14 protein-coding genes are annotated in these 14,405 nt (G+C 42.7%); 12 read left to right on the top strand and 2 right to left on the bottom strand.

The genetic code is table 11. The annotated features are described in order from the left end of the window. The first annotated feature begins 19 nt into the window (after positions 1–19). From UB51_RS20880 to UB51_RS20825, 12 genes are all read left to right on the top strand, one after another. Positions 20–2,053 carry an ABC transporter ATP-binding protein gene (locus UB51_RS20880; RefSeq protein ID WP_044878952.1) on the top strand — a complete coding sequence of 678 codons (2,034 nt, stop codon included), beginning with the start codon at positions 20–22 and terminating at the stop codon, positions 2,051–2,053. Positions 2,054–2,128: 75 nt separating this feature from the next. Further along, a complete protein-coding gene (locus tag UB51_RS20875; RefSeq protein WP_044878951.1) occupies positions 2,129–2,401 on the top strand; it encodes a glutaredoxin family protein in 273 nt (90 codons plus the stop codon). Between the two features lie 320 nt (positions 2,402–2,721). Continuing rightward, complete coding sequence (locus UB51_RS20870; RefSeq protein WP_044878950.1) at positions 2,722–3,639, top strand: LysR family transcriptional regulator; 918 nt, start codon at positions 2,722–2,724, stop codon at positions 3,637–3,639. Between the two features lie 305 nt (positions 3,640–3,944). After that, positions 3,945–4,454 carry a GNAT family N-acetyltransferase gene (locus UB51_RS20865; RefSeq protein WP_044878949.1) on the top strand — a complete coding sequence of 170 codons (510 nt, stop codon included), beginning with the start codon at positions 3,945–3,947 and terminating at the stop codon, positions 4,452–4,454. A gap of 54 nt (positions 4,455–4,508) precedes the next feature. Then, complete coding sequence (locus UB51_RS20860; RefSeq protein ID WP_044878948.1) at positions 4,509–5,369, top strand: transporter substrate-binding domain-containing protein; 861 nt, start codon at positions 4,509–4,511, stop codon at positions 5,367–5,369. Positions 5,370–5,411: 42 nt separating this feature from the next. Beyond that, positions 5,412–6,197: an amino acid ABC transporter permease gene (locus UB51_RS20855; RefSeq protein ID WP_044878947.1), complete on the top strand. Its 786-nt coding sequence runs from the start codon at positions 5,412–5,414 to the stop codon at positions 6,195–6,197. Continuing rightward, entirely contained in the window at positions 6,187–6,897 is a 711-nt protein-coding gene (locus UB51_RS20850) for an amino acid ABC transporter permease (protein ID WP_044878946.1), read from the top strand. The genes UB51_RS20855 and UB51_RS20850 overlap by 11 nt, the downstream gene beginning before the upstream one ends. After that, the gene (locus UB51_RS20845) at positions 6,894–7,646 is read left to right on the top strand and encodes an amino acid ABC transporter ATP-binding protein (protein WP_044878945.1); all 753 of its coding nucleotides are present in this window, start codon (positions 6,894–6,896) and stop codon (positions 7,644–7,646) included. Before UB51_RS20850 ends, UB51_RS20845 begins: the two co-directional genes overlap by 4 nt. A gap of 69 nt (positions 7,647–7,715) precedes the next feature. Then, positions 7,716–8,738, top strand: coding sequence for an LLM class flavin-dependent oxidoreductase (locus tag UB51_RS20840; RefSeq protein ID WP_044878944.1), 1,023 nt, complete (start codon positions 7,716–7,718; stop codon positions 8,736–8,738). Then, on the top strand, positions 8,738–9,874 hold the full coding sequence (locus UB51_RS20835) for an amidohydrolase (RefSeq protein WP_044878943.1): 1,137 nt from the start codon (positions 8,738–8,740) through the stop codon (positions 9,872–9,874). The genes UB51_RS20840 and UB51_RS20835 overlap by 1 nt, the downstream gene beginning before the upstream one ends. A 25-nt stretch (positions 9,875–9,899) precedes the next feature. Beyond that, positions 9,900–11,042 (top strand): N-methyl-L-tryptophan oxidase, encoded by a 1,143-nt coding sequence (solA, locus tag UB51_RS20830; protein ID WP_267884768.1) that lies wholly within the window; start codon positions 9,900–9,902, stop codon positions 11,040–11,042. 209 nt (positions 11,043–11,251) lie between these two features. Beyond that, a complete protein-coding gene (locus UB51_RS20825; protein ID WP_044878941.1) occupies positions 11,252–11,467 on the top strand; it encodes an aspartyl-phosphate phosphatase Spo0E family protein in 216 nt (71 codons plus the stop codon). A gap of 169 nt (positions 11,468–11,636) precedes the next feature. Here UB51_RS20825 and UB51_RS20820 read toward each other — a convergent pair whose 3' ends face one another. Both UB51_RS20820 and UB51_RS20810 read right to left on the bottom strand, forming a co-directional pair. Continuing rightward, entirely contained in the window at positions 11,637–12,857 is a 1,221-nt protein-coding gene (locus tag UB51_RS20820; RefSeq protein WP_044878940.1) for a multidrug effflux MFS transporter, read from the bottom strand. A gap of 621 nt (positions 12,858–13,478) precedes the next feature. Further along, positions 13,479–14,228, bottom strand: a complete 750-nt coding sequence (locus UB51_RS20810) for a class I SAM-dependent methyltransferase (protein WP_044878938.1) — start codon at positions 14,226–14,228, stop codon at positions 13,479–13,481. Between the last annotated feature and the right edge of the window lie 177 nt (positions 14,229–14,405).

Below are 14,405 nucleotides of genomic sequence, written 5' to 3'. Positions count from 1 at the left end.
TGCAGAGGAGGTGCTTTACTTGACACAACTGCTGGATATTCAACATTTATCCGTAGATTTCAACACGGAGAAGGGGTTACTTAGAGCAATCACGGATGTATCTCTAACCATTCAAGCAGGTGAGACCGTCTGCCTTGTAGGGGAATCGGGAAGTGGCAAGACCATTACCTCTAAAGCTGTTATGAGATTGATAGACTACGAGAATGGCATCATTTCAGAAGGAAATATTAAGCTGAAAGGTGTTGATGTAGTTTCGCTATCGCAGAAAGAACTTCGTTCTCTTCGGGGTAAAAAAATGGCTATGATCTTTCAGGAGCCCATGTCTGCCTTTGACCCTGTATTTACAATAGGTAGTCAAATTGTAGAGGTGATCATCACTCACCAGCAAGGTGGGCGGAATAAGGCATGGAACCATGCTGTTCACTTATTGCAGAGAGTCGGAATACCTGAACCGGAGATCCGTATGAAGCAATATCCTAACGAGTTATCTGGAGGAATGCTGCAACGGGCGATGATTGCAATGGCTCTGGCATGTGGACCTGAACTTCTGATTGCGGATGAACCCACGACAGCGCTAGATGTGACCATTCAAGCGCAGATTCTACAGTTACTGCAAGAACTGAAGACGGAGTTTAACATGTCAATTCTGCTGATTACACATGATATGGGTATAGCGGCTGAGATGGCTGATCGTATTATTGTGATGTATGCAGGGCAAGTAGTGGAGCAGGCAAGTGTCTATCAATTGTTCGAGCAACCGCATCATCCGTATACAGAAGGTTTACTTCAATCGATAACGACGATGGAGAGCGATCGGACGAACGCCATGTATTCCATTGAGGGATCAATTCCTAGTCTTTCTGATTTGCCGACAGGTTGCCGGTTTCATCCACGCTGTCCATATGCAACAGATCGGTGTGCTATGGACAGCCCACCTTTGTTAGAGGTGAATGGTCGATGGTCAGCCTGCTGGTATGCTGAGGAATGGGTACAATCCGACGAATGGAGACATGAAACTTCTAATTCACAACGTGTAACTGTCATTGAGCAGAGAATCTTTCCTGAGCTACATCAAGTCACAGATAAGGGCCATTTGTTCGAAATCGAAGGATTGAGTAAATTTTATCCGATCCATAAGGGTATCTTCACACGGAATAAGACGGTGATTCGGGCTGTAGATAATGTGTCTGTTCATTTACGGAAGGGAGAGACTTTTGGACTTGTTGGTGAATCTGGTAGTGGTAAATCTACTTTAGGCCGTGTCATTCTACAGCTTGAGCAAGCGACATCGGGCAAAGTGTTATATGAAGGGCGTGATTTAGGATCGCTGAATACGCAGCAATTACGAGAAGCTCGCAAGGATATGCAGATGATATTTCAAGATCCATATGGTTCGGTCGATCCACGCTGGAATGTGGGTGATATTATTGGTGAGCCCTTAGCGGTACATGAAAATTTGAGTGCAAAAGAGAAACGGTTGCGTGTAGAGGAGCTTCTGAACACTGTCGGTCTGGATCGTAGCTGGATTCATCGTTACCCGCATGAATTCTCAGGTGGACAAAGGCAACGTATTGGGATCGCAAGAGCCATTGCCCTTCACCCGAAGTTTATTCTTGCAGATGAAGCTGTCTCGGCACTCGATGTGTCTGTTCAATCTCAGATTGTGAACCTAATGCAGGATTTGCAACGCAGGTTAGATCTGACCTATCTATTCATTGCACATGGGCTCAATATTGTTCGCCATATATCGGATCGAATAGGTGTGATGTATCTAGGCAAATTGGTTGAGATTGCACCCAGTGAGGAGTTGTTTCTACACCCTGCGCATCACTATACGAAGGCGCTCATTACATCTATTCCAATCCCTGATCCTACTCGTAAAAGAGAGGCTATTGCCATCCAAGGCGAGATTCCGTCACCGGCCAATCCGCCATCAGGTTGCCATTTCCATACGCGTTGCCCTGCGGCAACGGCAAGGTGTCGAGAAGAACAGCCTGTGTTGAAGCAAGTTGGAAAGGACCATTTTACAGCCTGTCATTTCCCCGCCTTTTGAGGGCAATGTAAAACTTTAAGAATATGCTTACGAAGCGAGTTTTACTTCGTAAAACTTTTAGGAGGAATTATAAACATGTCAACTAACCCTAAGATCGTGGTATGGAGCAAGCCGGGCTGTCATTATTGTGCTGAAGTGAAATCTTACTTGGAAGCTAACCATTATAGCTATGAGAATATTGATGTAGGCGGGAATGATATTCTACGCGACGTACTAGAGGTTAAATACGGGATTCGCCATGTTCCGGTCGTTGAGATCGGTAGAGAAGGTAAGTTCGAAGGGGTTGTGGAAGTAGGATTAAAACATCTGCAAGCTGCGCTAGAGCGATTACAAGGAACGGTTGTATGATGACAAGATAAATATTCAGATGTGAAGGCTCCTTATTCTTTCTCATAAATGAGAGAGGGTAGGAGCCCTTTTAACATCATTGCATCTGTTCTACTTTCACCATGACTTTCGCTCTCATGTTATTTCATATTTCTTACTTTCTAAATTAAAAAATCAACTAACGAGTGTTGCAAATAGGGATTTAGATACTCTTTAAATCGGGTAATGATAAATTTACATTGACATCTGAGGGGGCTTACTTTAAGATAACGGCAATAAAACCAAGTTATTACATATGAAAAGTGAGTATATGGTTAGAAGCAAAATGGAGGTGGGATTAGATGAATATTGAGAACTTGGAGGCCTTTGTGTACGTTATTCATTACGGTAGTTTCAATAAAGCAGCAGATATGTTATTTCTATCTCAGCCTTCGGTAACTGCTCGTATACAATCACTTGAACGTGAGTTGGATTGTAAGTTATTTGACCGTTGTGGAAGACAGGTTCAATTAACAGACAAGGGAAAACAGTTCTTACCCTACGCTCAGCAGATTCTACAAACGTACCAAAAGGGAAAAATGCAGCTTCAAAAGCAAAAAGCACTTCCCAATGAATTACGAATTGGCTGCACCATTTCAGTATCTAACTATGTAATCCCAAATCTACTTCCACGTATGAAGCTACTATATCCAGATATTATTTTTAAGCTTAGTGTAGGAATTACAGATGATATTGTGAATAAGACCCTTAACAAGGAGCTGGATATTGGGTTTGTTCGAAATATATCTCATCCGAACCTTCAATCCGCTAAGCTCTATACAGATCCTATTACGTTATATGTATACGAGGGACATCCTTTTATTAGTAATGAGCAGGTATCAATTGAAGATATTATGCAGGAAGCTTTAGTATTCTTTGAATGTGGTGCACTCGATTGGATGCAGCTACATCGTGTATTTGAGAATTTAGATTACCCTCCCAATATTGAGTTTATGACAGATAATTTAGAGACAGCAAAGAAGCTAGTTCTCAATAAGGCAGGAATTTGCTTTTTACCGAGTCGGTGCGTAAGTGAGGAAGTGGCTGAGCAGAAGTTGTTCCCGATCTATTTTCGTGAAGTGTCTAATATTTCTTTACAGACGAATCTGGTTACGCTCCACGGAGAGAATACAGTAATCTATAATACGATGCTCAAGATAGGTAAGGAAATATTATCAGGTGGCCACAGCACAGACTTAGAGAAAAAGGTACATGTGTAGATGATTTGACATGGGGAAATCATCAATAATTATAGATTGTGATCCAATCCATTTTTGTGAGAATAAAGGCTAAATGAAACCCAAACATAACTGTAAAATACTTTCGTATAAGAGGTTGACTAGCTAAATCTGGTCAACCTCTTTTTTATCCGAATTGAATTATTGTATATGCATATAGAAAAGCTCTATTAGTTACCCCGTTGACGAGCAGACCGCGGGGTTGTAAAGTTAGTTCAACACTAATTCGCACCAAAACCATAGGAATTATTGGTATACGAAATCATACATTCTAAAGAGGTGATTACATGGGTGAAATTTATCGTTTGGCCACAAGCGAGGACGTGGAGGAATTACTGGATGTAACGCTCCGGGCGTATGCTCCGATACGGGAGCTAGGTATCAAATTTTCAGCGGCTACGGCTAATGTTGAACTCGTGACCAGTAATATTACGAATAACGATTGTTACGTGCTTGAAGTAGATGGGAAGATAGTGGCTATGCTTACTGTTGCTGAGTTTGCTGAAATAAAGAAGGTTACAGAGCATCCGTTTATCTGGTGGTTCGCGGTAGATCCAACGCATAAAGGAAAAGGTGTAGGAACGAGGCTGCTGAACTGGGTGGAGACGACAATTATACGCGATAAAATGAAGGCAGCAGCAGTAACGCTTGCTACAGCAGAGCGACATCCGTGGTTAGTTCCGATGTATGAACGTAAAGGCTATGAGCGTTTCTATGAAGTGGATCATGGGCAAGGGAATGGGAATATCGTGTACTTGCGCAAAATCGTGAATCTAGAATTATATGAAGCCAGGTAAGCTAAAGCTAATAGGGTTCTATAATAGATAAATTAAAAATTGGGGGAGATCAGAATGAAAAATTTAAGCATGCTAAGTGCAGTACTATTACTCGTTGTGTTGGTAACAGGCTGTGGTTCGAACAATAATAATGCTACTTCGGATGCTCCTAAGGCAGAAGGAACAACGGGAAGTGCAGAAGAAGTGAAGAAAATTATTGTAGGAACAGGTACGGAGTTCCCTGATGTATGTTTCATAGATACGAATGGTAATTTGACAGGTTTTGACGTGGAGCTAGTGAAAGAAATTGACAAACTATTGCCTGAATATGAATTTGAACTTAAAACGATGGATTTTGACAGCTTACTACTCAGCCTAGAGACGAATAAGATTGATTTCATTGCGCACCAAATGGAGAAAAACCCTGAACGTGAGCAGAAATTTTTGTTCAACAAAGAGCCATATAGCATCTTTTTATCAAAAGTAGCCGTAGCTAAGAATGATAATACAATTCAATCGATTGCTGATTTAAAAGGTAAAAAGGTACTCATAGGACCGACTAGTAACCAAGCCTATTTCCTAAAGCAGTACAACACAGAAAATAATGATGCGATTAACATTGTGTATACGAGTGGCGAGGCCAATGATCTAGTAGCCCAGATTGAAGGTAAGCGAGTAGACGCTACACTAACGACTGATTTTGCGCTTAAATCCCACTATCCTGGTGCGGATGGTAAGCCTGCTTTGAAAACCGTAGGAGACCCGCTGATTCAATCCAATGTATTGTTCGTATTACGTAAGGATGGTCAGGAATTGTCCGACAAGCTAGACGAAGCAATCAAGACACTGAAGGAGAATGGCGAGCTGGCTAAATTAAGTATTCAGTGGTTAGGGGAAGATTTAACGAAGACGTTGGATGAAGAAAAATCGAAATAAGATGTGCGAACTAAATGATCATTTCAAACAGGAGGTGTAGGCGTGGGAAGAAAATTTGATATTAGCTATGTATTGGATTTCCTACCCAAACTATTGTCTTATCTGCATATTACCCTGTTCATTGTAGCCAGCTCCATCATGCTTGGGATCGTCATTGGATTTCTGGTGGCGTTACCTAGGTTATACAATGTACCGGTATTGAAGAGAATCTCGCAAGTCTATGTATCTTTTTTTCGCGGAACTCCAATTCTGATTCAATTATTTCTAATCTATTATGGTTTACCGGAATTGTTGAAGCTGGTACACATAGATACTTCGAGGGCAGATGTGCTCATATTCGTTATCTTAACCTATGCGCTACATAGCGGAGCCTTTATTTCCGAAGCTATACGAGCAGCAGTAAATGCCGTTGATCGGGGTCAGGTAGAAGCAGCATATTCAGTTGGAATGAGTGGTTATAAGGCATTCACGAGAATCGTACTCCCGCAGGCACTAGCGATATCTATACCTATTCTAGCTAATTTGGTCATTGCCAATCTGAAGGATACCTCCCTTGCATTTACGCTAGGAGCCATGGAGATGACGGGTAAATCTCAGACACTTGGTCTAGCGACACAGCATTTTATAGAGACTTACATTGCTTTATCATTTATCTATTTCGTTATAAGTACAGCGCTCGAAAGATTATTCTTCTATATGGAGAAAAGGTTGCTAAGACATGACCGACAGGATGTGGATACAAAACAATCATGGAGAGTGTTAGGTGGATTGCGGAGGAGGTTAGTGCCACGAATCGAGAAGGGTGGGGTGATCCATCGTGCAGATTGATCCATCGTTTATTCTAACGGCCTTGATAAGTTTGTTAAAAGCACTTCCTACAACGTTAATCATCACGATCGTTTCGGTTACAAATGGCTTTATTATTGGCTCTATGGTTGCTCTAATTCGAGTATATAAGGTGCCGGTGTTGTATCCTTTGGCCTCTGCGTACGTTTTGTTCATTCGTGGAACGCCCATGTTGATGCATTTACTCCTTATTTATTTTGGGCTTCCGAAGCTTATAGATGGTTTATCGGGAGCTTGGGGTTTAGGATTTCAATCGAATACAATTCCTTTAATCATATTTGTGTATATTTCATTTTCTCTAACGGCGGGTGCCTATATGTCGGAGGTCATCAGGTCAGGAATATTGGCGGTTAATCGTGGACAGATGGAAGCTGCCTATTCGATTGGGATGACGACTGCGCAAGCCTTGCGGAGAATTGTGCTTCCGCAAGCGTTGGCAGTTTGTCTACCCAACCTATCGAATAACCTTATCGGTATGCTACATGGTTCGACGCTGGCTTTTACTATTTCTGTTGTTGAGATTAACGCACAAGCTCAGATCGTGGCAGCGACCAACTGGAAGTTCCTAGAGTCCTATATTGCAGCAGCGTTGATCTTCTGGGGAATGACCTTTCTAATTGAGAGAGGAACGGGGATGCTGGAGAAACGGATCAATACTTATAATCGAGGTGGTGTAGCGTGATTAGATTGACCGATATCTCCAAATCTTTTGGTAAAAATCAAGTATTACATCATATCAATCTGACTGTGAATAAAGGGGAAGTCGTCGTCATTCTAGGTCCGAGTGGCTCAGGTAAGACGACATTGCTTCGCTGCATCAATTATTTGGAGAAACCGAGTGAGGGTCAAATTGACATTGGCGACTTCAGCCTTGATTACAAACAAGCAAGTAAAAAGGATATCCACAATCTTAGACAGAAATCAGCGATGGTGTTTCAGCATTATAACTTATTTAAGCATAAGACTGTGCTGGAGAATGTCATGGAGGGGCTCGTCGTCGTACAGAAGTTACCAAAGGAAGAGGCTAAACAGAAAAGCGTACAAATGCTAGAGAAGGTAGGGCTTGGCGCTAAACTGGATGCCTTTCCTAGTCAACTATCAGGTGGGCAGCAGCAGCGTGTTGGGATTGCGCGGGCACTTGCACTTAATCCCGAAGTTATTTTGTTCGATGAGCCTACCTCAGCCCTTGATCCCGAACTCGTTGGTGAAGTATTGGACGTCATCCGTAAAATTGCTAAGGAAGGGATCACTATGATTGTCGTTACGCATGAGATGGGCTTTGCTCGTGACGTATCGAACCATGTGGTTTTTATGGATGGTGGCGTCATTGTAGAGGAAGGTCGGCCACAGGACATATTCGGGTCACCTAAAGAAGAACGTACGAAGCAATTTCTAAAGCGTATTACATCGGAATGGAACTATTCCATATAAATGTGAGTTCAAATAGACGACTTTTTGAAAAACCTCTATAAATGAGGTAGGAAAGGGAGTGAGATTCACATGGGCATTAAGTTAAGTATATTAGATCAAAGTCCTGTGTTTGAAGGAGATAGTGCAGCAGATGCGTTTCGGCATACATTAGAATTAGTCAAAGTCGCGGAGGAATGGGGTTATCACAGATTCTGGGTATCGGAGCATCATGACTCGGATCAAGTTGTGGGATCTTCACCTGAAGTACTCATTTCTTATTTATTGGCTAGAACAGAATCCATTCGTATTGGTTCAGGGGGGATTATGCTACAGCATTATAGTCCTTACAAAGTAGCAGAGAATTTCAATATACTAGCAACGTTGGCTCCAGGTAGAGTAGATCTTGGGATTGGGAGGGCGCCCGGTGGACTTCCTCGTTCTACGAAGGCACTTCAGCATGGAATTGTAGATGCTCCGTCCTTGGAACATAAATTGCAAGATCTTGAACAGTATGTGTATAACCTGTTGGGTGACAATCATCCTCATGAAGGACTACGTGCCACACCTATTCCGGAACATCCAGCAGATATTTATCTGCTTGGAGCTAGCGTAGCTAGTGCAAAGTCTGCTGCCGAGTTAGGATTTCCTTATGTATTTGCTCAATTTATTAATAGTGATCCTGAGATAGCTCACAATGCTTTAGCCGCATATCGATGCCATTTTAATCATAATAAGGGAAGAGAACCTCAGCTTATTCTCGCACTCTCGGCGATTATTGCAGATACAGATGAGGAAGCAAAAGAATTAGCAGGTGATCACAAACTGTTCAAGATTCATTTGGATAGTGGCAAGAGCGTCACCGTGGGTACGTTAAACCAAGCTGAGAATTTCGGGAAACAGGCTGATGAACCCTACCGCATTGAAGTTAAAGATGCAGAAATTACAACAGGGTCTAAGGAAACGGTTCGTCAAGCCTTACTTGGTTTACAACAACAATATGGCATAGAGGAGTTTATCGTGACGACAGCGCTAAAAGATTTCTCTAAGCGCATTCATTCCTATAAGCTACTCAAGGAAGCTTTCTCGGAAGTACTAGTAGAGGGTGAACAATAATGTTAGAACAACAATTAATCGAGATTAGACGTCATTTACATTTGAATCCAGAATTATCTCATGAGGAGTTTGAAACCACGGAGTCTATTCGTGGTTGGTTGGAGGAAGCAGGCATTAAAGTCGTTGATTATTCGTTAGCAACAGGAATTATTGCGGAAGTGGGCGGACATCATGGTGGGCCCATTGTGGCTATCCGAGCAGACATTGATGCGCTACCTATTCAAGAAGAGACGGGTCTGCCTTATGCATCCTTAATTCCTGGAAAAATGCATGCGTGTGGACATGATTTTCATACGGCTGCAATATTAGGCGCTGCTTTGTTATTGAAGCAGAGAGAGCAGGAATTAAAGGGAACTGTAAGATTTATTTTTCAACCGGCAGAGGAAAAGGCTAAAGGGGCTAAGTTGGTCATCCAAAGCGGGGCGTTGGAAGGTGTGCAGGCCATATTTGGAATGCATAATAAGCCAGACTTACCTGTAGGGACTATTGGTATTAAATCAGGCGCACTGATGGCTGCCGCAGATGGTTTCGTGATCGAAGTGAAGGGAGTGGGCACCCATGCAGCCGTTCCAGAGGCGGGGATAGACTCAATCGTGACCGCAGCGCATATCGTGACCGCATTACAGTCTATTGTCAGTCGTAATGTGAGTTCTCTTCAGAGTGCGGTGATTAGCGTAACTCGGATTCATAGTGGAACGGCTTGGAATGTCATCTCGGATAAAGCAATTCTAGATGGGACGATTCGAACATTTGATGACAAGGTGCGATCTCGCATTCTAGAGCGGTTCAAGCAGGTTGTTGATGGAGTGGCTATTGCGTATGGAGCAACTGCAAGTGTGAAGTGGATTGCAGGTCCGCCGTCAGTACATAATGATAGCTCACTTGAGCGACTTACGATCGAAGCAGCGAATAGCGTGGGGCTAGAAGTTGTCGCAGTAGCACCCTCTCCTGCAGGAGAGGATTTTGCCTTTTATCAGAAGGAGATTCCAGGGTTCTTCGTCTTCATGGGAACCTCAGGACGACAGGAATGGCATCACCCTGCTTTTGATATCGATGAGCGGGCTTTACTTATCAGTGCACAGTATTTCGCGAACTTGTCAGAAAGAGCCATTCATCAGTTGTTAATGACCGATTAGAATAGATGGAATCAGAATAGGAGGGATTGTCATTCGTACGTTATACGACGTCATTGTCATAGGGGCAGGATCGATGGGCATGAGTGCAGGGTATCATCTGGCTATGCAGGGCGTACGTACACTGCTTATTGATACCTTTGATCCTCCACATCAGGAAGGAAGCCATCATGGAGAGTCCCGGTTAATCCGACATGCTTATCATGGTGGCCCACCCTATGTATCGATGGCCCTCCGAGCACACAAACTTTGGAATGAGTTAGAAGAAGCAACAGAAACTTCGCTATTTGTTCAATCGGGTGTATTGAATATGTCGTCTTCCAAAGTGTATTCATATGAAGAACGGCTGAAAGATTCCCTTCAATTCGGAGTTCCGATAGAACTACTAGATGCAGATGAAATCGCGAAGCGGTGGCCGGGTATTCGGCTTACAGAGGATTTCGCAGGGATGTATGAACCGGAGGCAGGATATTTATTCAGTGAGAAATGCGTGGGAGCCTATCGCCAGATGGCATTGGCAGCTGGAGCAACCTTGCTACCCTATACAAGGGTTGAATCCATTGGTGCAGATCATGGTGGAGTGTCTGTATACACACAGCATGGTGTATTTCATGCAGAGAAAGCAATTTTAAGCGCAGGAGCTTGGTTCAAGACATTGGAACCGTTCATTACATTGCCGATCCAATCCATTCGTAAGGCTGTGGGCTGGTTTCAGAGTGAGGTGCCGATCTTTGATGCAGGGAACTTTCCCGGTTTTACACTTGGAACTGTAGAGGGTGGATTTTATGGATTTCCAAGCATAGGAGGTGCCGGTGTCAAGATTGGCCGACATAATCAAGGTGTACCTTGGCAGCCTGGCGAACCTATTGAGCCGTTCGGAGCTTATGCCGATGATGAAGCCGATCTACGCAGGGCACTTGAGACTTACATGCCATCAGCAGCAGGGAACCTCATTCGTGGTGCCGTATGTAAATATGAGATGACGCCCGATGAGGACTTCATCATAGATTACCATCCAGCTTATCCTAATATACTGTTAGCGGGTGGCTTCTCAGGACATGGATTCAAATTCTCAAGTGTCGTAGGAGAAATTTTATCGGATCTGATCGTGAAGCAGGAGACGACGCAGGACATTAGCCCATTTGCGATATCACGATTTAATAATATGTGAAGGACCTCATTTGAAGCTGGAGCCGTTATGGTCATAAGCCCCCTCAAGTAGACAGTAATAAAAAGAGTTTCTTAAGCGGCGATCGCTTCTCGGTATTCTACCGGGGAGAGGTCGCCTAATTTTTTTTGGTGCAAAAAGGATTTTAACTTTATAACCTAAACTTTTGGTAACTTGGGATAATATAGTCGAAACAAGGGAGGGGCACACCTATGAATTTAGATGCCATAAATGAATTGATAGAGTGTACACGTAGAGAGTTAAATAGACTGGCGAATATCCATGGTATTATAGATGAAAGAGTATTGAACAAATCTATGGAGCTAGATCAGATAATAAACGTTTATATTCGCAATAAAAGATTGATCGTTTCTGGAAATCAGGATATGAATACACTAGATTATGAAATGATGAAGTATCCAATGTGAAATTTTATATTATATAGTGAATATTATTACAATCACTCTTACATATAAATAGAGAGCCTTCTATGAACTTTTAGTACCTATAGATCCCCGCCATGCATAAACGGGGATCTATAGGTACTATTTTTATTGAGAGTTATTTGATTATTATGGTTAGTGTCTGGGGGGATGGTCAATCAACAGATTTCTTGGTTCCAATCATGAGTAGGTAGATCAATAAGGCACCGATATCAGCGATTGCGATAATAATCCCCATAGGTAGGGCAGTGTTCTCTCCGCCGATTCCAACTAGGGGTGCAACTATTCCACCGAAGAGGAACATCATGACACCGAGCAAGGCAGAGGCACTTCCCGCAGAATCAGCTTGGTTCTTCATAGCTAAGGAGAAAGCAGAAGTATTCACAAGTCCGACACAGGATACAACGATGAATAGAGGGATAAGGATACCTATTAATCCAGCCTTCATTGTAATGGCAACAAGTAACCAAGAACCCCCAACTGCGGCTAAAATCAGTCCAGTAACAAGGAGTCTAGTCTCTCCTATTCGTTCAGCCAATCGGCCTGCTAGTTGGCTAGCAATAATGATACCTAGACCGTTAATAGCGAAGCATAAACTGAACATTTGAGGAGAAACGTTATAGATATTCTGGAGGACAAATGGAGACCCCGATATATAAGCAAACATGGCTGTACCTACTAAACCTTGTGAGAGTGCATAGCCCATAAATAACCGGTCGCCCATAATATGACGGAAGGTAGTGAACATTTGCTTTAATCCACCTCGTGCACGCCGATTTGATGGTAGTGTTTCGGATAGACCCAATATAACGGCTAGAAGCGCAACAACACCGATGAGACTCAATACGACAAATACACCACGCCAAGTCGTAAACTCAAGCAATTGCCCGCCCGCTACAGGAGCAATGATGGGGGCAGCCCCATTGACAAGCATTAGTAAGGCAAAGAACTTCGTTAGCTCGGTCCCCGAGTATAAGTCTCTGACTATAGCTCTAGAGATGACTATTCCCGCAGCACCAGCCGCTCCTTGAATGAATCGTAAGGCTACAAAGGACCATATGGAGGGTACAATAATACATAATAAAGAAGATAACGTGTATAGTATAAGACCAATAATCAATGGTTTACGACGGCCCCTTACATCACTGAGCGGTCCCGCCAGTAACTGTCCGATGGCCAGACCAGCCATACAAGCGGTGAGACTGAGCTGGGCATAAGAGGTGGAAGTATGTAAATCATCGGCTAGTAGTGGAAGAGAAGGTAAATACATATCTAGCGAAAACGGTCCAAATGCAGACAACGTCCCCAGTACTAAGGCAAGCCATAAGCGTTTAGATTTACTGAAAGTGGATGATGAGATAGAAGTGCCATTCATAAATATAATTCTTCCTTCCTTTATCTATTAAATCTAAGATTGTTTGCAAATTGTAACCCTCCATCTACGAAAGGGTCAATAGGGAGACGACAATACAAAAGCGATCATTGTCTAATAAAGCCCACACCCCTGCTCAATCCTAGCATATATTAGGATGAAGGGAGGGACATACATGTCAGTTAAATCCCATTACCGTACAGCAAAAAGGAATCTAAATAAACACGTGAAGGTTCAAACGAGATATGGAACTGTTTTTTACGGAAAGATTGTTAGAGTAAGTGCAACAAAGATCTACTTGAAAGTTTCTTCCGTTAAGAGTGACAAAAAGGTTCATACCTCGTTTGCCCCTTTTCTTCTTCCATTAATACTATTTGATCTACTCGCGATTGTGCTAATAACTACGCCTAGGAGACGAAGAATTTTTTGAAATATAGGCAAAGTATAAGTGTTCACGTTACTTTGCCTATATTTCTACGAGAAACGGTAACCGTCCCTTCAAGGACGGTTACCGTTTCTTCTTGTTCGTGTCACTTCAAATAAGAACGACCTGCTCACCAGAGATCGGAAGGCAGGTCGTTCTTAGGGTGTTAAATCAATAAGAGGCACCCATGATGTTTACCCTTATTTCTTAGCAATGATCATAAAGCGTTCTGAGTTTGTCTTAATTCCTGCTGGAGTACGTTGGTCAGTAATGAATTGCTCCAGTACATCAAAGTCGTTATCGTACTCTCCGAAGTTAGGAATAATAGGTGTATGACTAAGTAGAAATACTAAGTCCTCTACTGAGGGATAATATTCCACTACATTACACTCGAGGAACTGGATGTCAGTGAAGCCAGCCTTTTGTAAATCAGTTATATACTTACGCTGGAGTGTCCCTGCTTCGGTTCCCCATGCCTGACCTCTTCCGAATGCTTGTTTAAGATTGAACTTATCTTGCTCACTGACTTGCTGGGTGAGGAAGATGCCATCGGGGGTGAGTACCCTCGCTATTTCTGTTGCGTCAAAGTGGGAGTGCTGACAAGAGACTATATTGAAGAAGTGGTCAGGGAAATCCAGTTTCTCAGCATCCATGTGTATGAATCGTACGTTAGTTATATGGGATTTCATTAAATTGTTATTTGCTGTTGTAATCATACCTGTGGAATGGTCAATCCCAACTAGAAGTAATGCGGAGTCAGTGATGGATAATAGGGCTTCTCCGCCACCTGTACCGATATCAAGAAGTAGATCATATTTATTGCACCTTTGGGATACTTCATTGAAGAAGTGCCACTTCAATCCTTCAGATATACATTGTAGTTGACTAAAATCCCAACCGTTGATTGCGCCAATGCGATCATAAAAAGCTTTATATTCTAATGCGTTCATAATTATTTGTTTCCACCCTTCAATGAGATCATGATATGAATGTCAGTCCAACATCGGTCAAAGTTAACATGGGTTCAAAAGGTCAGAATACCCCCTTGATAGCTGGTACGCGTTGTGATCCAGCCCGAATCTTAGTTACTTCGAATAATATGGAAAGACATTTCCAGTCACCTCATT

The sequence above is a fragment of the Paenibacillus sp. IHBB 10380 genome (assembly GCF_000949425.1).
Taxonomy (GTDB): domain Bacteria; phylum Bacillota; class Bacilli; order Paenibacillales; family Paenibacillaceae; genus Paenibacillus_AQ.
Note: the sequence above shows the minus strand (reverse complement) of the source record. Positions and strands in the feature narration are given on the sequence as shown.